The organism is Glacieibacterium frigidum (assembly GCF_007097155.1).
Classification (GTDB): domain Bacteria; phylum Pseudomonadota; class Alphaproteobacteria; order Sphingomonadales; family Sphingomonadaceae; genus Glacieibacterium; species Glacieibacterium frigidum.
In genome coordinates this window covers 1912043-1931424 of sequence record NZ_VJWA01000001.1, presented here as the reverse complement: position 1 = coordinate 1931424, position 19382 = coordinate 1912043, and the positions used below count along the sequence as shown (strand labels likewise).

At 69.5% G+C, this 19382-nt stretch carries 18 protein-coding genes; 8 read left to right on the top strand and 10 right to left on the bottom strand.

What is annotated here, in order from left to right:
- Positions 1-92 precede the first annotated feature (92 nt).
- Both gcvPA and gcvPB read left to right on the top strand, forming a co-directional pair.
- Positions 93-1451 (top strand): aminomethyl-transferring glycine dehydrogenase subunit GcvPA, encoded by a 1359-nt coding sequence (gcvPA, locus tag FMM06_RS09400; protein WP_144236980.1) that lies wholly within the window; start codon positions 93-95, stop codon positions 1449-1451.
- Positions 1448-3013 carry an aminomethyl-transferring glycine dehydrogenase subunit GcvPB gene (gene gcvPB / locus FMM06_RS09395; protein WP_144236979.1) on the top strand — a complete coding sequence of 522 codons (1566 nt, stop codon included), beginning with the start codon at positions 1448-1450 and terminating at the stop codon, positions 3011-3013. The genes gcvPA and gcvPB overlap by 4 nt, the downstream gene beginning before the upstream one ends.
- On the opposite strand, the gene FMM06_RS09390 is transcribed toward gcvPB, so the two are convergent.
- Entirely contained in the window at positions 3014-3754 is a 741-nt protein-coding gene (locus tag FMM06_RS09390) for a helix-turn-helix transcriptional regulator (RefSeq protein ID WP_185965118.1), read from the bottom strand.
- Positions 3755-3839: 85 nt separating this feature from the next.
- Here FMM06_RS09390 and msrA point away from each other — a divergent pair, with 85 nt between their 5' ends.
- The gene (gene msrA / locus FMM06_RS09385; RefSeq protein ID WP_144236977.1) at positions 3840-4376 is read left to right on the top strand and encodes a peptide-methionine (S)-S-oxide reductase MsrA; all 537 of its coding nucleotides are present in this window, start codon (positions 3840-3842) and stop codon (positions 4374-4376) included.
- Positions 4377-4525: 149 nt separating this feature from the next.
- On the opposite strand, the gene FMM06_RS09380 is transcribed toward msrA, so the two are convergent.
- A complete protein-coding gene (locus tag FMM06_RS09380) occupies positions 4526-6046 on the bottom strand; it encodes a prolyl oligopeptidase family serine peptidase (protein ID WP_144236976.1) in 1521 nt (506 codons plus the stop codon).
- Between the two features lie 136 nt (positions 6047-6182).
- On the opposite strand from FMM06_RS09380, the gene FMM06_RS16800 reads away from it, so the two are divergent.
- Positions 6183-6338: a type II toxin-antitoxin system CcdA family antitoxin gene (locus FMM06_RS16800; protein ID WP_185965117.1), complete on the top strand. Its 156-nt coding sequence runs from the start codon at positions 6183-6185 to the stop codon at positions 6336-6338.
- Positions 6339-6357: 19 nt separating this feature from the next.
- Complete coding sequence (locus FMM06_RS09375) at positions 6358-7527, top strand: acyl-CoA dehydrogenase family protein (protein ID WP_144236975.1); 1170 nt, start codon at positions 6358-6360, stop codon at positions 7525-7527.
- On the opposite strand, the gene FMM06_RS09370 is transcribed toward FMM06_RS09375, so the two are convergent.
- The gene (locus FMM06_RS09370) at positions 7524-8264 is read right to left on the bottom strand and encodes a ZIP family metal transporter (RefSeq protein ID WP_144236974.1); all 741 of its coding nucleotides are present in this window, start codon (positions 8262-8264) and stop codon (positions 7524-7526) included. The genes FMM06_RS09375 and FMM06_RS09370 overlap by 4 nt on opposite strands.
- Positions 8265-8350: 86 nt before the next feature.
- On the opposite strand from FMM06_RS09370, the gene FMM06_RS09365 reads away from it, so the two are divergent.
- Positions 8351-9025, top strand: coding sequence for an EF-hand domain-containing protein (locus FMM06_RS09365; RefSeq protein WP_144236973.1), 675 nt, complete (start codon positions 8351-8353; stop codon positions 9023-9025).
- Here FMM06_RS09365 and FMM06_RS09360 read toward each other — a convergent pair.
- The 3 genes from FMM06_RS09360 to FMM06_RS09350 form a co-directional block, all read right to left on the bottom strand.
- Positions 9012-9413, bottom strand: coding sequence for a hypothetical protein (locus FMM06_RS09360; protein WP_144236972.1), 402 nt, complete (start codon positions 9411-9413; stop codon positions 9012-9014). The genes FMM06_RS09365 and FMM06_RS09360 overlap by 14 nt on opposite strands.
- A 76-nt stretch (positions 9414-9489) precedes the next feature.
- Complete coding sequence (locus FMM06_RS09355) at positions 9490-10137, bottom strand: transglycosylase domain-containing protein (RefSeq protein WP_235889191.1); 648 nt, start codon at positions 10135-10137, stop codon at positions 9490-9492.
- A gap of 26 nt (positions 10138-10163) precedes the next feature.
- Positions 10164-11108: an L-threonylcarbamoyladenylate synthase gene (locus FMM06_RS09350; RefSeq protein ID WP_235889190.1), complete on the bottom strand. Its 945-nt coding sequence runs from the start codon at positions 11106-11108 to the stop codon at positions 10164-10166.
- A 48-nt stretch (positions 11109-11156) separates the two neighbouring features.
- On the opposite strand from FMM06_RS09350, the gene FMM06_RS09345 reads away from it, so the two are divergent.
- Positions 11157-12875 carry an acyl-CoA dehydrogenase gene (locus tag FMM06_RS09345; RefSeq protein ID WP_144236971.1) on the top strand — a complete coding sequence of 573 codons (1719 nt, stop codon included), beginning with the start codon at positions 11157-11159 and terminating at the stop codon, positions 12873-12875.
- Between the two features lie 36 nt (positions 12876-12911).
- Here FMM06_RS09345 and FMM06_RS09340 read toward each other — a convergent pair whose 3' ends face one another.
- Positions 12912-13970: a glycine zipper 2TM domain-containing protein gene (locus tag FMM06_RS09340; RefSeq protein WP_185965116.1), complete on the bottom strand. Its 1059-nt coding sequence runs from the start codon at positions 13968-13970 to the stop codon at positions 12912-12914.
- A gap of 220 nt (positions 13971-14190) precedes the next feature.
- Between FMM06_RS09340 and FMM06_RS09335 the strand changes: the two genes are divergently transcribed.
- Positions 14191-14781 (top strand): YdeI/OmpD-associated family protein, encoded by a 591-nt coding sequence (locus FMM06_RS09335; protein ID WP_144236969.1) that lies wholly within the window; start codon positions 14191-14193, stop codon positions 14779-14781.
- On the opposite strand, the gene FMM06_RS09330 is transcribed toward FMM06_RS09335, so the two are convergent.
- The 3 genes from FMM06_RS09330 to FMM06_RS09320 form a co-directional block, all read right to left on the bottom strand.
- Positions 14757-16700 carry a M48 family metallopeptidase gene (locus FMM06_RS09330; RefSeq protein WP_144236968.1) on the bottom strand — a complete coding sequence of 648 codons (1944 nt, stop codon included), beginning with the start codon at positions 16698-16700 and terminating at the stop codon, positions 14757-14759. The genes FMM06_RS09335 and FMM06_RS09330 overlap by 25 nt on opposite strands.
- A 61-nt stretch (positions 16701-16761) precedes the next feature.
- On the bottom strand, positions 16762-17811 hold the full coding sequence (locus FMM06_RS09325) for a 1,9-bis(guanidino)-5-aza-nonane synthase (RefSeq protein WP_144236967.1): 1050 nt from the start codon (positions 17809-17811) through the stop codon (positions 16762-16764).
- A 195-nt stretch (positions 17812-18006) separates the two neighbouring features.
- Complete coding sequence (locus tag FMM06_RS09320) at positions 18007-19215, bottom strand: type III PLP-dependent enzyme domain-containing protein (RefSeq protein ID WP_144236966.1); 1209 nt, start codon at positions 19213-19215, stop codon at positions 18007-18009.
- Positions 19216-19382: the final 167 nt, after the last annotated feature.

Here is a 19382-nt window from a genome sequence, read left to right as displayed (position 1 = left end):
TGGCGAACGCCAGCACCCATCTGCCAGCGCGCTCCTCCGTGGGTGCTGGCGTGCGCCAGCATGACGCGCATTTTCCTGAGGTGTCCTGACCCATGCGCTACCTCCCCCTCACCCCCGCTGACCGCGCCGACATGCTGCGCGTCATCGGCGCCCCCGATATCGACGCGCTGTTCGCCGACGTGCCCGAGGCCGCGCGCCTCGACGGGCCGATCCACGGGCTGACGCCGCACATGGGCGAGCTCGAGGTCGAGCGCGCGCTGTCGAAGATGGCGGCGAAGAACCTGCATGCCGGCGCAACGCCCTTCTTCCTCGGGTGCGGCGCGTACAAGCATCACGTGCCCGCCAGCGTCGATCACATCATCCAGCGCGGCGAGTTCCTGACGAGCTACACGCCGTACCAGCCCGAGATCGCGCAAGGCACGCTGCAGGTCCTGTTCGAATTCCAGACGCAGGTCGCGCGGTTGACCGGCATGGAGGTCGCCAACGCGTCGATGTACGACGGCTCGACCGCGATGACCGAGGCGGTGTTCATGGCGCGGCGCATCACGCGGCGCACCAAGGCGCTGATCAGCAGCGGCGTCCACCCGCACTATGTCGCCGTGCTGCGGACGCTGACGCGCTTCACCGACGACGAGATCGTGACGCGCACCCCCGACCTGACCTCGGACGATTATCTCGTGGAGCTCGCGGAGAGCGTCGACAAGGAGACGAGCTGCGTCGTCGTCCAGAACCCCAGCCTGTTCGGGCACGTCGCCGACCTGACGCCGCTCGCCGAGGCTTGCCATGCCGCCGGCGCGCTGCTGATCGTCGTGGTCACCGAGGCCGTGTCGTTCGGCGCGCTCAAGTCGCCGGGCGAGATGGGCGCCGACATCGTGGTCGGCGAAGGCCAGTCGATCGGCAACGGCCTCAACTATGGCGGGCCTTACCTCGGCCTGTTCGCGTGCCGTGAGAAGCACGTGCGCCAAGCCCCTGGCCGCCTGTGCGGCGAGACGGTCGATGCCGACGGGCGGCGCGGCTTCGTGCTGACCCTCAGTACGCGCGAGCAGCATATCCGCCGCGAGAAGGCGACGAGCAATATCTGCACCAATTCAGGGCTTTGCGCGCTCGCGTTCACCGCGCACCTGACGCTGCTGGGCGAGGTCGGCCTGCGCAAGCTTGCGGCGCTCAACCATGCGCGCGCGGTGCAGATGGCCGAGCGACTGGCGCGCGTGCCGGGGGTCGAGCTGGTCAGCCAGACCTTCTTCAACGAATTCACGATCTCGCTGCCGCAGGAGGCGCGGCCCGTGGTGCGCAAGCTGGCGGAGCGCGGCGTGCTCGCGGGCGTGTCGCTCAACCGGCTGTTTCCGGGGGTGCGCGACCTCGAACGCGGGCTGATCGTGGCGGTCACCGAGACCGTCACCGACGGCGACATGGACGCTTACGAAGACGCTCTCGACGAGGTGCTGGCATGATGGGACACGCGCGCAAGACGACGCCCGAGGGCGGGCAGGGCGGCGTCCAGACCTGGACGGGCAACCGCGGACTGATGCTCGAGGAGCCGTTGCTGTTCGAAAAAGGCGCAGTCGACCGCTGCGGCGTCGACCTGCCCGACGTGCCGGAGGTCAAGTCGCGCCTCGGCGGGCTAGAGCGGCATCGCCCGATCGACCTGCCGGGCCTGTCCGAGCCCGACATGGTGCGTCACTACACGCGCCTCAGCCGCCAGAATTACGGCATCGACCTGGGCATCTTCCCGCTCGGCAGTTGCACGATGAAGCACAACCCGCGCCTCAACGAGAAAATGGCGCGCCTGCCGGGGTTCGCCGACATCCATCCGCTGCAGCCGGTCGACAGCGTGCAGGGCGCGCTCGAACTGATCGACACGCTGGCGCACTGGCTCAAGATGCTGACCGGCATGCCCGAAGTCGCGATGTCGCCCAAGGCCGGCGCGCACGGCGAGCTGTGCGGCATGCTCGCGATCCGCGCCGCGTTGGAAGCGCGCGGTGACAGCCGCAAGGTCGTGCTGGTCCCCGAAAGCGCGCACGGCACCAATCCCGCCACCGCCGCCTTCTGCGGCTATGCGGTCGAGAACATCCCCGCCGACGCGCGCGGGCGGGTCGATCTGGCGGCGCTCAAGGCGCGGCTGGGTCCGGACGTCGCGGCGGTGATGATCACCAACCCCAACACCTGCGGGCTGTTCGAACCCGACATGATCGCGATCGGCGAGGCGGTGCACGCGGCGGGGGCCTTCGTCTATTGCGACGGTGCCAACTTCAACGCGATCGTCGGACGCGTGCGGCCGGGCGACCTCGGCATCGATGCGATGCACATCAACCTGCACAAGACCTTCTCCACCCCGCACGGCGGCGGCGGGCCGGGGTCGGGCCCGGTGGTGTTCTCGGCGGCGCTCGCGCCGTTCGCGCCGCTGCCCTTCGTGCTCAAGCAGGGCGACAAATATGCGCTGATCGAGGAGCGCGAGGCGCTGGCCTCCGCCGACCATAATCAGAGCTTCGGGCGCATGGTCGCCTTCCACGGCCAGATGGGTATGTTCGTGCGCGCGCTCAGCTATATCCTCAGTCACGGCAACGACGGGCTGCGGCAGGTCGCCGAGGACGCGGTGCTCAACGCCAACTACGTGCTAGCGTCATTGAAGGACGTGTTCACCGCATCCTTCGCCGACAGCGGACCGTGCATGCACGAGGCGCTGTTCTCGGACGATTTCCTCGACGGCACAGGGCTTTCGACGATCGACCTCGCCAAGGCGATGATCGACGAGGGCTTCCACCCGATGACGATGTACTTCCCGCTCGTCGTCCACGGCGCGATGCTCGTCGAGCCGACCGAGACCGAGAGCAAGGCGTCGATGGACGAGCTGATCGGCGCGCTGCGGTCGCTTGCGCGGCGGATGCTCGCGGACCCCGACGCCTATCGCGCTGCGCCCTACCTCAGTCCGCGGCGCCGGCTCGACGAGACCGCGGCGGCGCGCAAGCCCGTGCTGACGTGGCGGGAGCCGGTGCTGGCGGTGGCGGCGGAGTGACTAATTGAGGACGTCGTTGAAGCTCAGCTGCCCGTCGTAGAGCGCCCGGACCACCAGTTCGGTGCGGCTCGACACGCCGTAGCGCGTCTTGGCGCTCTCCAGGTATTTGTGAACCGTCTGCGGCGACAGTCCGAGGAGCTGGCCGGCGACCCAGTTCGACTTGCCCTGGGCGACGAGGACGACGCAGTCGAGCTGGCGCTGCGTCAGGCGTGGGACGCCGTTCGCCTCGGCGCGCGACACGACGAGACGCCGCGCCGCCTCGAAGGCGAAGCACGCGAGATACTGCGCGGCGGGCAGCGACTGCGCCGGCAGTTCGCGGTCGCCGGCGGTGACGAACGAGCACAGGCCCGACGCCTCGCCGGGGACGTGGATCGGGATGGTGTAGCCGCGGCGCAGCCCCATACGGCCGGCGGTCGCCATGTAATCATGGTGCTGGCGTGTCATCGTGATGAGGTCGGGCAGGTCGTCCCACGAGAAGGGCGCGACCGATTTCTCGCACGCCACCAGCACGGGGTCGTGGACGTAATAATCCTCGGTCGCCAGCAGGTTGCGCCAGTCTTCGGGAAAGTCCGACAGCTGCACCGGCGATACCGACAGCCGTGCCGAAACGCGCTGCACCATGCCGAAATAGTCGAAGTCGAGCCGCCGCGTCGCGTCCGACAGGCATGCTTCGACCGCGTCGAGGTCGGCGGCGCCGCGCACTGTCGTCACGAAGCTTTGTATGTCGCTGAACAGACTCACACCGACCCCCGCATCCGCGCCGGGCCCGCCTTCCAATCACGCCGCGAATGCCTATCTGCATAGCCTTGCTTAAGGAGAACGCAAAATGGCGCTGGACACTGCGACGATCGCCGGGGGCTGCTTCTGGTGCACCGAGGCGGTGTTTGCCGAGCTGAAGGGCGTCGAGAGCGTCGAATCGGGCTATATCGGCGGGCGCATGATCGACCCCGACTATCAGTCGGTGTGCAGCGGCACGACCGGCCATGCCGAGGCGGTGCGCATCACTTACGACCCCGCCGTGCTGAGCTATGGCGACCTGCTCGACATCTTCTTCCACACTCACGACCCGACGACGCTCAACCGCCAAGGTGCCGACACCGGCACGCAGTATCGCAGCGCGATCTTCCCGACGCCCGAGCAGGAGGCGGAGGCGAAGGCCGCGATCGAGCGCAACCAGGCCGACTGGGACGCGCCGATCGTCACGACGATCGAGCCGTTGAGCACGTGGTACCGCGCCGAGCAGTATCATCAGGATTATTACAAGAACAACGGGTCGTCGAACGGCTATTGCGCGGTGGTGGTCGGGCCGAAGCTGGCGAAGTTTCGCAAGGGGTATGCGAGCCGATTGAAGGCGGCGGCCTAAGCCCAAACCCCCCCCTTCAGGGGAGGGTGGGAGAGACGCGCCGCAGGCGCGGCCCGCGGGTGGGGCCTTCCCGCCCGCACATCCCCACCGCGGGTCCGCCGCTTCGCGGCGTCTCTCCGACCCTCCCCTGAAGGGGAGGGTTAGGCGCCCTACTTCACCTTGTACTTGTCGTACCACTCGACCACCGTCAGGATCGACTGGAGCCACTGGCTCGGCCGCCCCATCGAGTGGCCCGCCTCGGGCAGGCGCACCATCATCGTGTCGACGCCGCGTAGCTTGAGCGCCCCATAGTACGCCTCGGTCTGCGCGATCGGCGTGCGGAAGTCGGCCTTCGCGGGGTCGAAGTCGGGAGGAAACTGCACCCAGCCCTCGATGTCGAGCCCGTCGGAGGACTTGTAGGCGATGCGCTCAAGCTTGCCGATCGACTTGCCGGCCCGCCAAGCGGTGTTGAAGTCGACGCCCGCAACCTGCTTCCCACCCCGCGTGATGCCGAGACCCGCGGGCCGGTCGGCCTCGAGCGTCGGGTAGGCGAAGGTACCCGCCGCCTCGCTGAACGAGCCGCCCGATGATGGCAGGTAGAGGCGCGTGCCGCCGACCTCGTTCACCACCACGCGCGGCTTGCCGCCATCCAGCGGCACGAACGCGACGCGGGTCACGCCGCGGTCGTTGTACAGCGCGTGCACGCCGCGCCCGTCCCCCGACCAGCTGTACGAGATGATCGGCCGGTCGAGGCTGCGCGTCAGGTTGCGCGCCTCGCCGCCGCCGGCGGGCATCACCCACACATCGTCCTGCGCATAGAAGGTCGGCGTATCGAGCGCGCCGGTGAATGCGATGCTGCGCCCGTCGGGCGATACCTTGGGGTTCGATTCGCTGCCCCGCGTGCGGGTCAGCTGGGTCACCGCGCCGCCTGCAGCAGGCACGCTGAACAGGTCGCTCTCGCGCGCCCGCAGGTCGCGGTCGGCGTCATGCATCGCCGAGAACAGGATGCTGGCGCTGTCTTTGGTCCAGGCGACGGCGTCGTCGCCGACTTGGTCGAAGTCGCCCTTGGTCAGCTGCGTCGCCGCGCCGCCTGCGGCCGGGACGACGAACAGCTGGTCGGCGCCCGCGGTCGCATAGCCGCTGCTGTCGGAACGGTAGCTGAAGTCGGTGATCAGCTTCGGCGCCGCCGCCCAGGTCGCGCCCTCGGGCTTGTCAGGCATGCCGGCAATCCTGCGCGGGGGTGCCTCGACGCGTGCGACAAAGGCGATGCGGCTGCCGTCGGGCGACCATGCGAAGCCGCCGGGGCCGTTCTTGCCCGTCGTCACGACGCGCCCGACCCCGTCGCTGAGCTTCATCACCCATAGCTGCGGCTTGCCGAGCCACGGCGCGATATAAGCGATCGCGCTGCCGTCGGGCGACCACTCGACCCGACTGGCGCGCGCCGCCGCACCGATCAGCAGCCGCTTGTCGAGGGTCTTGCCGCCCAGCGTGGCGAGCCAGATCTCGCCCTGCCGGCTGTCGGTCTGGATGTCGAAGCTGGCGCGCGTGAACAGGATCCGCTCACCGTCGGGCGCGACCTTGGGATCGGTGACCATCGACAGTCGGTACAGGTCGGCAGGCTCGAACTTGGCCGGAGCGGCGGCGAGGGGGGTGGCGATGAGGGCGAGGGCGGCAGCGAGCGTCCGTTTCATGCGGCGGTAGACCCCCCAAGATCGTCATTCCGGCGAAGGCCGGAACCCAGCTGCCTTGCAAACTCCAACCTTCGCGCGCGTAATGCAACTGGGTTCCGGCCTTCGCCGGCATGACGGGGTGGCAAGAAGAAGCGGCATGCCGAAAGCGGATCATTCAGCGGATCAGGCTGCCACGCTACGGGTCGGCACGGGCGATGCCGCTTGGTTCGAGGAGCTCCGCGAGTCTATCGATTCGTGGAACGAATGGCTCGAGATCAACGGCTTGCCTCTTGAGCATCTTCAGCTTTTCTAATCCTTGCGAGACCTAGAATATGACCGCATTCGACGATTGGCGCGCGCGCAGCCCGTATTATGACGAGACGCACGAGGCGGTCGCGCAGTCGGTGCGGAGGTTTGTCGCCGCCGAGGTCGCGCCGCATATCGACCGCTGGGAGGCCGAGGGCGAACTGCCGCGCGAGCTGCACCGCAAGGCCGCCGCGGCGGGCATCCTGGGGCTCGGCTACCCGGAGGAATACGGCGGGCACAGCGAAGGTTTCGACATCTTCCACTCGCTGACCCAGTCGGAGGAGCTGGCGGCGCCGGGGGCGGGAGGGCTGACCGCGTCGCTGATGACGCACGGCATCGGGCTGCCGCCGATCCTCGCGCTGGGGTCGGACGAGATGAAGCGCCGCATCGCGCCGGAGGTGCTGGCGGGCGACAAGATCATCGCGCTGGCGATCACCGAGCCGTCGGGCGGCTCCGACGTCGCGCAGCTCAAGACCAGGGCGACGCTGGTCGGCAACAAGTACGTCGTCAGCGGGCAGAAGCAGTTCATCACCAGCGGCATGCGCGCCGATTATCTGACCGTCGCGGTGCGCACCGGCGGGCCGGGCATGGCGGGCATCTCGCTGATGCTGGTCGAGACCGACCGGCCCGGGGTGTCGCGGACACGCCTCGACAAGATGGGATGGCGCTGCTCCGACACCGCGACGATCCACTTCGACGATGTCGAGGTGCCGCCCGAGAACCTGATCGGGCCCGAGAACGGCGGCTTTGCCGGCATCATGCGCAACTTCAACGGCGAGCGGCTGGGCATGGCGATGGGCTGCTGCGCGCACGCCCGCGTTGCCCTGGCGGAAGCCGTGGCGTGGGCGACGACGCGCGAGACCTTCGGCAAGCGGCTCGCGCAGCACCAGTCGATCCGCATCAAGCTGGCCGACTGCGAGCGCCAGATCGAGGCGACGCAGGCGTGGGTCGACCTGTGCGCGTGGCAGTCGCGCGAGGGGCGGGGGCGGCCGGCCGACTATGCGATGCTCAAGGTCCAGGCGACGCGCATGCTGGAGGCCGTCGCGCGCGAGGCGGCGCAGGTGCTCGGCGGTGCGTCGTACATCACGGGCTCGAAGATCGAGCGCATCTATCGCGAGGTCCGCGTCAACGCGATCGGCGGCGGCAGCGAGGAGATCATGCTCGACCTCGCGGGCCGGCAGCTGGGCTACACCTAGGCCGCCTTCGAAAGCGCGAACGCCGCGAGAAAGCCCGCCACCGCGATGAAGCCCGCGGCATTGTGCGCGCCCTCGAAAGCCTCGGGCGCCATGGTGTCGATGATCATCGCGAGGATCGCGCCGGCTGCGAGCGCCTGGACGAAGGCGATCGTCTCGGGCGGGGCATTGTCGAAGGCGAGATAGCCGACCATTGCCGACACGCCCGACGCGAGCGCGATGCCGCCCCACAACAGCGCGACGTGCGTGAAGCTGCGGCCCGCCGCCTTCATCCCCGCGGCGCTCGATAGCCCTTCGGGGATGTTCGACAGGAACACCGCCGCGACCGCGACCAGGCTGACGCCGCCGCCGCCGAGCAGGCTGACGCCCACGACGATCGATTCGGGGATGCCGTCGAGCAGCGCGCCGATCGCCAGTGCGGTCGGGTTGCCGCCGTCCTTGGCGCGGCCGTCGGCGTGCTTGCGATGCTTGCCGCCGCGCCATGCGATCAACAGGTTGGCGCCCGTGAACAGCGCCGCGCCGACGACGAAGCCCAGCGCCGTGGCGGCCAGCCCGCCGTGCGCCTCCGCCTCGTCCATCAGCTCGAACGACAGGGCGGAGATCAGCACGCCGCTGCCGAAGGCCATGACGCCCGCCACGACGCGCTGCGGCAACTTGGTGAACCAGCCGACGGCCGCGCCGAGCAGCAGCGCCGACCCGGCGAGCAGCCCCCATCCTCCCGCAACCAACGCCTGCATCATCGGCCCGTCGTGCGACGCAAAGCGCGCGCGTGCAAGCCGGTCGGAATCGCTTTGCCGCGGCAGGCGGGGGGCCTAGACTTACGGCCATGTCGATCCGTGCCGCGCTTGCCGTTCCGCTCCTCCTGCTGCCGTTCGCGGTGTTGGCCCAGCCCGCGCCGCCGCCACCCGGTGCCCCGATGCCGCCGCCCGCCGCCGCCCGGCTCGGCCCGCTGTTCATCGCGCCTTCGGGGGAGCCGTTTCGCGGGGTCGCGGGCGAGCCCTATCCGGTGGCGGCCTGGTTCGCGCGGGCGGATGCCGATCATGACGGGAAGCTGACGCGCGGCGAGTTCCGCAAGGACGCGATGAGCTACTTCCCGACGCTCGACCAGAACGGCGACGGCATCGTCGATGCGCGCGAGATCACGCGCTACGAGGAGGAGCTGGTGCCCGAGGTGCGCGTCGGCTTCGGCGGCAGCGGCGGCTTCAGGGGCGGCTTCGCGTCCGGACCCGGCCCCGATGGCGGCGACGGCTCGACGCCCGCGGCGCGCAAGCTGCCGGAACTGCCGCGCGGGGCGGGACGCTACGGCCTGATCAACTCGCCGCAGCCGGTGATTTCGGTCGACACCGATCTCAACCGCCGCGTCACGCCGCAGGAGATGAGCGCCGCCGCCGACCGCCGCTTCACCCTGCTCGACCCCGACGCGCGGGGTTACCTGACGCTCGCGACGCTGCCCAAGACGCCGATCCAGCAGCGCGGCGAGGCGGCGTTCAAGCGCAAGTAAGCGCCGCGAGGGCCGCGGTCAGGGGGAGCAGCGACGCCGCCCCCGAGCCGCACATGCCAGCCAGCGCAGCCTCGTCGTCGGCCTGGCTCAACGCGTAGAGCAGCACGCCCTCGTCGGGCAGGATCAGCGCGCACGCCGGATCGCCCAGCTGCAAAGGCCGCGCGGCGTGGCGCGCGATGCCCGTCAGCCAGCAACGCAGCAGATGCTCGACTCCCAGCGCGTCCTCGCCGAAGCGCTGGTGAAGGGCCGCGTGTACCGCGTGACAGCGCGGCCAGGCGATCACCATGCGGCGCAGCGACCAGAGCAGCAGCGCCTCGTCGTCGGGCAGGTCGGTCCAGCGAAGCCCGCGCGGCGCGGACGGGAAGGGCGTGTCGAAATCGACGAACATGATGCGCACTCCGCAAGCTGATGCCGGCAGAATGCGCTTTTGAGAATTAATTGCAATAGGCTTCGACGATCGGTCGTCAGACGCAGCCGTCGAGCCAGACATCGCCGTTGCTTCGCGGACGGCAGCGCCCGTCGAGCAATTTTTCGATACGGGCGACGCGCTCGTCGAGCCGCGCGTCGGGCGCCGACAGCCTGAAGGTACCGGGCGCGATCAGCACCGCGACCAGACGCAGCCACTGGCGATCGCTCAGGTCGGCGGGCCGCTTGCCGAACACCTGCTCGCTGGCGGTGAACACGCCCTGCATCCATCCCTTCGGGCCGCGCCCCATTTGCGCAGTGTCGAGCCCGAGTGCGAGGATCTCGACCTTCGTGAGGCGGCGCTCGAGACCCAGCGCATACGTCGTCTGGCGAATCTTTCCGATCCTCGGCCGAAAGCGGGTGAAAGCCGTCCGCTTGGCCAGCGACTGGGTCAGGGTCGTGATCCCGGCGCCGCTGCTCGTTACATCGATCCCGTTGTGTTGCCAGAAGCTTGGATCCTCGACGCGGATAAGCTGATCGAGTTTGCGCGGCGTAAGGTCGGCGGGACCGCGTCGCGCAGCGATCAAGCCGGCGGCACGCTTCTTCAGCGCCGGTGCATCGTCGAGCGCATCGAGATATCCGATGCCCCCGTAAACGCCGATCGCAAGCGCGACCAAAACGACAATGGCGGCCCCAAGCTTCAGCACGCCCCGACGTCCACTTGCCCTCGGCATCAATGGGTCCGCTCCGCCGCCGCCCGTCGCAACCGGTCGTTGATCGCCACACCCAGCCCGCGTTCGGGGATCGGGGCGACGGCGATGCTGCTGCGGCCGCTTGCCTGCGCGGCGTGGAGCAGGTCGAACAGGCGCGCGGCGGCCTCGTCGACGTCGCCGCTGGCCGACAAGGTGATGTCGCCGCGCACCGCGCCGAAGCCGATGTGATATTCGTTGAGGGTCGCGGTACGCGCGTCGAGGCGGACGGGCTGGCGCGGGGCGTAGTGGCTGTCCATCTGCCCCGGTGCGCTGATGCCGGTGCTCGCTGCGGCGTTGATGCCCAGCCGCGCAGCGTCGATCGCGCCGGGGCGGAGCAGGCTGATGTGCTCCCCGTCGACCGCGACGATGGTACTCTCGACCCCCGCCGGGCATGCGCCAGCGTCGAGGATCAGCGGGATGCGCCCGTCGAGCGAGGCAGCGACATGGGCGGCGCGGGTCGGACTCAGGCCGCCGCTGGCGTTCGCCGATGGTGCGGCGAGCGGCCCCGTCCCCGCGATCACCGCTTGCAAGACGGGGTGCGCGGGGCAGCGGATCGCCACCGTCTGTAGCCCGGCCCGCACCCGCGGCGCGAGCCTTGCACCCAGGCGATAGGGCAGGACCAAGGTCAGCGCGCCGGGCCAGAAACGCTCGATCAGCTTGTCCGCCACCGGCCCGATGTGGACGAGTTTCGCGGCCTGGGCACGGTCGGCGACATGGACGATCAGCGGGTTGAACGACGGGCGGCCCTTGGCTTCGAAGATGCGTGCCACGGCTGCTGGGTCGGCGGCGCGGCCGGCCAGCCCGTAGACCGTCTCGCTCGGCAGGGCGACGACCTCGCCCGCCTTGAGCAGCGCGGTCGCCCGGGCGATGCCGGCGGCGTCCGCGGGCAGGGTGAGCGTCGTCATGTCGCCGTTTGGCCGGTCCATCGTCGCGGGCTATAGCGGCCCCGCAACCGTCCGTCCAAAGGCCCGCGCATGTACACCGCACCGATCGCCGAGCAGCGCTTCGTCCTCGATACCATCGCCGACATCGCAGGGCTCAGCGCACTGCCGGGGTTCGAGGCGGCGACGCCCGACATGGTCGACGCGATCCTCGAGGAAGCGGGCAAATTGTCCGGACAGGTTTTCGCCCCGCTCAACCGCATCGGCGATACGCAGGGCGCGGTACGCGAGGGTGACGAGGTTCGCCTGCCCGCAGGCTTCGCCGATGCTTACAAGCTGTATGTCGAGGGCGGCTGGGCCTCGCTCGGCGCGCATCCGGCGCACGGCGGGCAGGGCCTGCCGTTCGTGCTGGCGAGCGCGGTGCAGGAGCAGCTGACCAGCGCCAACATGGCGTTCAGCCTGTGCATGATGCTGAGCCAGGGGGCGATCGAGGCGCTCCAGGCGCATGCCTCGCCCGCGCTGCAGGAGACGTATCTGACAAAGCTCGTCAGCGGCGAATGGACGGGAACGATGAACCTGACCGAACCGCAGGCGGGCAGCGATGTCGGCGCGCTGCGCACCCGCGCCGAGCCGCATGCCGACGGCAGCTACCGGATCGCGGGCACCAAGATCTACATCACTTGGGGCGAGCACGACGTCGCGCCGAACATCGTCCACCTGGTGCTCGCACGCTTGCCCGACGCGCCGCCCGGGACCAAGGGCATCAGCCTGTTCCTGTGCCCGAAGTTCCTGCCAGATGGCTCGCGGAACGACCTTCGCTGCGTCGGAATCGAGCACAAGCTGGGCATCCACGCCTCGCCGACGTGCACCATGGCGTTCGGCGAGCAGGGTAATTGCGTCGGCTATCTGGTCGGCGCCGAAGGCGCCGGCATGCGCGCGATGTTCACGATGATGAACCACGCGCGCGTCAACGTCGGGCTGCAGGGCGTTGCGATCGCCGAGCGGGCGACGCAGGGCGCGATGCACTTCGCTCGCGAGCGCGTGCAGGGCGGCGGCAAGCGCATCGTCGAGTACGCGGACGTGCGCCGCATGCTGATGACGCTGAAAAGCTCGACCGAGGCGGCGCGCGCGCTGACCTATCTGAACGCTGCCGCGGTCGACCGCGCGCACGCGGGCGGGGATGTCGAGGCGCAGGGCCTCGCCGACCTGCTGACCCCGATCACCAAGGGCTGGGCGACCGACTTGGGGGTCGAGCTGTCGAGCCTCGCGATCCAGGTCTTCGGCGGCATGGGCTATGTCGAGGAGACCGGCGCCGCGCAGCACCTGCGCGACGCGCGCATCGCGACGATCTACGAAGGCACCAACGGCATCCAGGCGATGGATCTCGTCGGGCGCAAGCTGGGGCAGGGGGCGTGGCAGCCGCTGTTCGCCGACATCCGCGACTTCGTGCGGTCGCTACCGCAGGGCGAGCTGGCGGTGATGGGGCCGTATCTCGACGACGCGCTCGGTGCGCTGGAAAGCGCGACCGCGTGGCTGCGCGGCGCGGCGCCCGACGACGCGGGGGCGGGGGCGGCGCCGTATTTGCGCATGTTCGGCGTAACTTTGGGCGGGTGGCTGCTGGCGCGGCAGGCGGTGGCGGCGCAGGCGCGGCTGGCGGCGGGCGAGGGCGACCCGGCGTTCCTCAAGGCAAAGATCGCCACCGCGCGCTTCTTCGCCGAGCAGATACTGCCGTCGGCGACCGCGCTGCTCGGCCCGGTGACGCGGGGTGCGAGCGCGCTGTACGCGATCCCCGAGGATGCGCTGGCGGCGTGAAAAAGGGGAGCGGTCGCCCGCTCCCCCGCTTCAGTCTCAGTACCCCGAGCGGGCGTCCTGACGCGCCTCGCGGAGCGTGTCGCGCAGGCGGTCGAGCCGCTGCGAGACCAGCGCCTCGTTGCGCGGCGACAGGTCGCCACGGCGGTTGCGCAGGGAACGGTCGTAGCGCGTGATCGACGCCAGCTCGGCGCGGGCGTTTGCAGCCTCGCGGCGGGTCAGCGTGCGGTCAGTCTCGCCGCGCGAGATGCGCTCGTCGAGGCGCTCGATGCGGCTGCGCACGTCGCGCGGGCCGTCGTTGCCCCGGTCGTTTCCGGCATAGTTGCCCCGGTCATTGCCGCGGTCGTTGCCGTAGCCGGTGTTGCCCGCATAGCCATCGACCGAGATCCACGTGCCGCGCGTGTCGTAGTAGCCGCGCGTGGTGCCCGCGATCCAGCGGCCATTGTCGTAATAGCCCGGCTGCGGATCATAGACCCAGTTGCCCTGCGCATCCTGGCGCGCCGACGAGCGGCCCGGGATCCAGCGCCCGCGCGAGTCGTAGCTGCCGCTCGTGCGGCCGGCGACCCAGCGGCCGTTGTCCCAATAGCCCGCCGAGACGCCCTGCTGGTAGCGGTTGCTGGAGTCGTAATAGCCGTTCGCCGATGCCGGCACCCAATGGCCGTTGGAGTCGCGATAGCCAGCGCGGCTGGCGTCGACGTTCGACGCGACCCAGCGGCCCTGGCTGTCGTACGCGCCGCGCGGCGCGCCATCGACCCACTGGCCCTCGCGGTCGTAATAGCCCGTCGCGGCACTCGCCGGGACGTTGCTGGCGCGCCAGTTGCCCTGGCGATCGTAGAAGCCATAGGCGTTCTCGCAGCCCTGGCGCGACTTCGACACCTGGTTGCCGCCGATTCCGCCGACGAGGCCGCCGATGATCGCGCCTTCGGTCTTGTCGCCGCGGCCCGCGATGACGCTGCCCAGCACCGCACCGATGCCCGCACCCGCGACGGTGCCGACGGTGCGGTTGGTCCGCGCCTGCTCGCAGGTAACCTGCGCCGTCGCGATTGCCGGCACCGAGAGCGAGGCGAGCAGCCCCGCGGTGAGAAACAACTTGTTCATTATGCGATATCCCTGATTTGATCGTGCGAGACGCCCAAAGCGCCATGACAGGTGCAGTTCCGGTTCGCCCATCGCCGGGCGGCTCGCTGCACTTCACCAGGGGTCATTACTTGGCGGGTGCTGACATGTTTCTGAACGCGTTCGTTCGCCATTGTTCAGGTTCGGGTGCGTCGATTGACAGCGCGTCACCCGCGACGGACACTGAAGCGGGGAGACGATCATGCCGCAAGACGCCCGGATCGATGCCTATATCGCGAAGGCACCCCCGTTCGCGCAGCCGATCCTGACGCACATCCGTGCCGTCCTGCACCGCGCCGACCCCGACATCGGCGAAGATATCAAATGGTCGATGCCCTTCTTCATCGCGCACGGCCAGCCGATCGCCAACATGGCGGCGTTCAAGGCGCACGCCGCCTTCGGCTTCTGGCGGCGCGAGGCGGCAGACGCGCCCGCCAACCCGTCGGCGATGGGCCAGTTCGGCAAGCTGACGAACATCGACGACCTGCCGCCCGAGGCTGAGCTGGCAGCGATGGTCCGCACTGCGGTGGCGCTCGTCGAGGGCGGCGCGAAGACCAAGCGTGTCAGCACGCCGAAGGCCCCGCTGCCCGTCCCCGACGACCTGCGTGCCGCCCTCGACGCGGTGCCTGCGGCCGCGGCGGCGTTCGACGGCTTCCCGCCGAGCGCGCAGCGCGAATACAGCGAGTGGATCGTCGAGGCGAAGCAGCCCGCCACCCGCGCCCGGCGCCTCGCTCAGGCGGTCGAGCAGTGCGCCGAGGGCAAGCGCCGCTATTGGGCGATGGCGGGACGATAAGCTCCGCGGCGGCGGTCGTAGACCAGCTCGCCCGCGCGCATCTTCTTGTCGAGCCAGCGCGCCGCCGACGTCGACTGCAGTGCGATCGCCGGTGCACCCTGCGACAGGACGGCGAGCACGGCGTCGAGGAAATTCGCGTTGCGTTCGCCGCTCATCGTCGAACTCGCGCGGTAGACCAGCACATGCTGTGTATTCGGCGGGCCGGCCGCCAGGGTACGGCTGGCGATGTGGATCGTCACGATCTCGGGCCAGCTTGCGCCGATCTCTGCCAGTGCGGCGCGCTGGCCGTTGTCGACCAGTGCCGGCTCGATCGCCGTCGCGGCGTCGATGCGGTTGAGTTCGGCCCAGCGCGCCGCGGCATTGGCGGCGGTCGCGGCGGCGCGGTCTTGCCACGCCGCGTGGCGCGGATCGGCGGGGGCATGGACCGCGAAATACTGGCTGGCCAGGTCGATCAGCATTGCCGTCTCGTCGACCGACGCCGACGCGGCCAGCAGGGCTTCGAGATCGGCGAGCGCCGCCTCGTCCCCGCCGTCGAGGCGCAGGCGTACGATCGCGCGGCGCGCCAGGCCGATATCGACGGACTTGCCCGGGTCGGTGACGAGCGCGGCGTACAGCGGCATCGCCGCGTCGCCGCCGCGCACGCGCTCGGTCAGCGCGGCACGGTCGAAGCGTTCGGCCGGCGCGATACTGCCGTCGGCGGCGGCAAGGTCGAGTTCGGCAAGCCGCGCGACGCTCGCTTCGAAGCCCTCGCGCGCCGCCGCCCAGGCTTCCTCGTTGGCGGCCCACCAATTGGCATCGAACGCCGCGGCGAGCGCCGCGCCGCCATCGGGCAGCAGGTCCTCGGCTGCCGAGCGCGCGCAAGGCAGCGGCTCGTGCGACGCCTCGCCGAGTGCCACAAGGCGCTGCGCCAGCGCGGGGTGGGTGTCCTCCAGTCCGCTCGTCACCGCCAGCGCGCGCGCCAGCGGCGTGCCGCGGCCCGCCGACGGTGCCGCGAAGAAGCCGCGCGCTGCGGCATAGGGCATCGCCGGCGGCCGGTCATGACGCTCGGCGGCGTCGATGACCGCGCGCCAGTGCTCCGACTGGAAACGATCGGCCTCGACCGCGACGGTCACCAGCGCACGCGCCGCGGTCGCCGGGCTGGTGGCGAGCGCCGAGACGCGGTCGGCGGCATATTCGGTCTGGCGCGCCAGCACGAAGCTCCACGCCCCGAACCACGGCCCGTACCAGTTGAAGAAGCGACGCAGCACCGCCGTCACCGCGCCGCCGTCGAGCGACTGCGCCAGCCGCGCCCAGGTCGTGCGGACGCGGTAGATCCACGTGCCGAGCTTGCCGTCGGCATTGGCGAGATGGCCGAACTCGTGCGCGATGACCGCCTCGACTGCTGGCGTGTCGAGCGCCTGGAGCAGCGGCAGGCCGAGCATCAGATAGTTGCGATGCCCGCCGAACATGCCGAAGCGCGGCTGCTGGACGATCGCTGCATTGAAGTCGTCGGTGATTAGCACGGCGTGGAGCGACGGGCCGCCGGTCGCCGCGCGGATATGCTCGATGCTGGCGAACAGCGCCGGGGCGTCGTCGGCGGTGATCGGCGTTCCGAGCGGCGGATCGATGCGGAACCACAAGGCGCGCAGGATGATCAGCGCGGGAATACCGAGGACCAGGCCGATCTTTACCGCCCCCGCGATTGCCCCGCCGCTCTCCGCCGCGAAGGCCAAGACGATCAGCGCCACGATGCCGCCGAGGAGCAGCGCGACGACCCCGAACAGCACGACATAGCCGAGCAGCGCGGCCGCGAAGACACGCCGGCGGTAGCGGTCGGGATTTGCCGCGGCCTCGACCTCCAGCCGCGCGACGAGCGGGGCGAAGCGCGGCTCGACGAGCGCCGCGCTCCAATCCCGCTGCCCCAGATCGATCGACTTCAACCCGTCCCCCGCATCGCACCGCACCCGAAACTAGGCACTGCGCGACGCGGGGTAAACGGCCTTAGTCGAAGATCGCGCCCCAGCGGCGCTTGACGCGGTCCTGCCAGTGGCCGCGGTGATAGGCGTCGCTGGCGAGCAGCGGCATCACCGAGCCGGCCTCGGCGAACACCATCTGCTCGATGCCGGTGTTGACCTTGCCCCACGACGCGGCCTCCTGCAGCGTCGACGAGCTGCACGCGCCGTCGCGCACGTCCGCCACGGTGATCTGCACCGCGTACTTGTGGACCTGGACGTCGTCGTGACCCAGGATCTCGGCGCAGACGACGGTGTCCTGGATGAAGTTCTTCGGCACGCCGCCGCCGATCATCAGCAGGCCCGTGGTGCCCGCCTTGATCTTGATGTCGGTCAGCTCGCGGAAGTCGGCGATGGCGTCGAGCACCATGTAGGGCTTGCCCTCCTTGGCGCGGTCGACCTGGTGCTTGACCAGCCCGAAGCCCGCCGACGAATCGACGAACGCCGGGCAGAAGATCGGCACGTCGTGCTCGTACGCCAGCTTGACGAGGCTGTTTTCCTTCTTGCCGTGCTCGACGAGATACTTGCCCATCTCGCGGATGAACGCGCGGCTGGAGTAGGGGCGCGGCTCGAGGCTGTTGGCGATCTCGAGGATCGTGTGGTCGCAGTCCTGCAGCTGCTCCTCGTCGATGTAGGTGTCGTAGATGCGGTCGATGTAGAGCGAGCGCAGCGTGTCGTCGTCGGGCACTTCGAGCGCCTGATAGTGCTTGTGGCCGAGACCCTCGAAGAAATCCATGTCGACGATGGTCGCGCCGGTCGCGACGATGCCGTCGATCATGTTTGATTCGAGCAGCTTGGCGTACAGGTCCATGCAGCCGCCGGCGCTCGTCGAGCCCGCGACCACCAGGAAGATCGTGCAGTCCTTGTCCTGCAGCATGTCGTTGTAGATGCGCGTCGCGCGCGCCAGATCGCGGCTGGTGAAGCTCATGCCCCCCATGCCGTCGATGATCGGGCGTGCGTCGAACGAGGTGATGTCGATGTGGCGCACTTCGGTCGAGAGCAGCTCGGCCTTGCGCGTGTCGTTGATGGTGGACGTCATGTCGGTCTCCGTTGGGAGGCTCGGCGCCGAGGCGCCGCCCGCGGCTGGACCATCCAGCGCCGAACGGGAACTTGACCCTCCCCTTCAGGGGAGGGTGCGAGAGACGGCGAAGCCGGCCCGCGGGTGGGGCCCCACCCCGGGGCCACCACTACGCGGTGTCTCTCCGACCCTCCCCTGAAGGGGAGGGTGTAGGGCCTAGCGCTTCACCCGCCGCATCGGGGTAACGACCTCGCGTGACGGCTCGGTGACAACGTACGCCGACTCCATCGGCTCGTCGCCGGCGACCTGGGTGTCGCCGTTGGTGAAGCCGTTGAACGCAGTGCGCATCGCGCAGCCGTACGCGCCGAGCATGCCGATCTCGAGATAGTCGCCCGCCTGGACGTCGGCGGGCAGCATGAACGGGCCGCGCATGAAGTCCATGTCGTCGCACGTCGGGCCGTAGAAGCTGAAGCCCAGCGGCTTGGCGTGGCTCGGCACCTCGCGCAGCAGCTCGGCCGGGAAGCGCCAGTCGACATGCGCCGCATCGAACAGCGCGCCGTACGCGCCGTCGTTGATGAACAGCGTGTCGCCGCGACGCTTCTCGACGCGGACGATCAGCGACGCGTACTCGGCACACAGTGCACGACCGGGCTCGCACCACAGTTCGGCCGAGTAGCTGACGGGCAGGTCCTCGAACGCCGCGTGGATGACGTCGAAATAGCGCTGCAGGCCGGTCGGCTCCATGCCGGGATAGATCGACGGGAAACCGCCGCCGACATCGACAACGTCCACGGTAACGCCCGCCGCGACGATCGCCGCGCGCACCAGGGCCAGCGCGTCCGAGTAGGCCGCGGGGCTCATCGCCTGCGAACCGACGTGGAAGCAGATACCGAGCGCGTCCGCCGCCTGGCGAGCCGCCATCAGCACGGGGGCCGCATCCTCGACGCCGACGCCGAACTTCGACGCCAGGCTGAGCTTCGAATGCGACGACGACACGCGCAGGCGGACGCAAAGGGTCAGGTCGGTCGCCGCGACACCATCGGTCGAGGTCGCCTCGACGATCTTCTCCAGCTCGTCCATGCCGTCCAGCGAGAACACGCGGACGCCGTGCGTGTGATACGCCTCGAAGACGCTCTCGAACGGCTTGACCGGGTGCATGAAGCACAGGGTCGCCTCGGGCAGCGTGGCGCGCACCAGGCGCACCTCGGCGATCGACGCGACGTCGTAGGTCTTGATGCCGCCGTCCCACAGGACGCGGAGCAGGTCGGGCGAAGGGTTCGCCTTCACGGCATACATCGACGTGCCCGGGAACTTCTGCGCGAAGAACCGGGCCGCGCGAAGGGCGGCGTGCGGGCGGACGAGGGTGACGGGCTGCGACGGACGTGCGTCGCGGGCTACCCCCAGCGCGTTATATGGCTTGTGCAATTCAAGGGACCTCCGGGGGTAGGTTCGCAGCGACGGTGCTGCAACAAACTGCCTTGCGGTTGGAAGTCCCATGGGGCAGCGGAGGGCGTATCTAGGGTCGCAGACCCCCCCTGTAAAGCGGTTTTTTGTGACAGCGTTTTTCGTGGTTTTCGCGTGGCCGATCAAAA

Excerpts from the sequence above, each read along its gene's own strand:
- FMM06_RS16800 (WP_185965117.1), top strand. The coding sequence starts at position 6,183 with ATGCCGAAAGCGGATCATTCAGCGGATCAGGCTGCCACGCTACGGGTC.
- FMM06_RS09335 (WP_144236969.1), top strand. The coding sequence starts at position 14,191 with ATGCCGCAAGACGCCCGGATCGATGCCTATATCGCGAAGGCACCCCCG.
- FMM06_RS09360 (WP_144236972.1), bottom strand. The coding sequence starts at position 9,413 with ATGTTCGTCGATTTCGACACGCCCTTCCCGTCCGCGCCGCGCGGGCTT.
- msrA (WP_144236977.1), top strand. The coding sequence starts at position 3,840 with ATGGCGCTGGACACTGCGACGATCGCCGGGGGCTGCTTCTGGTGCACC.
- FMM06_RS09375 (WP_144236975.1), top strand. The coding sequence starts at position 6,358 with ATGACCGCATTCGACGATTGGCGCGCGCGCAGCCCGTATTATGACGAG.
- FMM06_RS09365 (WP_144236973.1), top strand. The coding sequence starts at position 8,351 with ATGTCGATCCGTGCCGCGCTTGCCGTTCCGCTCCTCCTGCTGCCGTTC.
- FMM06_RS09345 (WP_144236971.1), top strand. The coding sequence starts at position 11,157 with ATGTACACCGCACCGATCGCCGAGCAGCGCTTCGTCCTCGATACCATC.
- gcvPB (WP_144236979.1), top strand. The coding sequence starts at position 1,448 with ATGATGGGACACGCGCGCAAGACGACGCCCGAGGGCGGGCAGGGCGGC.
- FMM06_RS09370 (WP_144236974.1), bottom strand. The coding sequence starts at position 8,264 with ATGATGCAGGCGTTGGTTGCGGGAGGATGGGGGCTGCTCGCCGGGTCG.
- FMM06_RS09380 (WP_144236976.1), bottom strand. The coding sequence starts at position 6,046 with ATGAAACGGACGCTCGCTGCCGCCCTCGCCCTCATCGCCACCCCCCTC.
- FMM06_RS09325 (WP_144236967.1), bottom strand. The coding sequence starts at position 17,811 with ATGACGTCCACCATCAACGACACGCGCAAGGCCGAGCTGCTCTCGACC.
- FMM06_RS09340 (WP_185965116.1), bottom strand. The coding sequence starts at position 13,970 with ATGAACAAGTTGTTTCTCACCGCGGGGCTGCTCGCCTCGCTCTCGGTG.
- gcvPA (WP_144236980.1), top strand. The coding sequence starts at position 93 with ATGCGCTACCTCCCCCTCACCCCCGCTGACCGCGCCGACATGCTGCGC.
- FMM06_RS09350 (WP_235889190.1), bottom strand. The coding sequence starts at position 11,108 with ATGGACCGGCCAAACGGCGACATGACGACGCTCACCCTGCCCGCGGAC.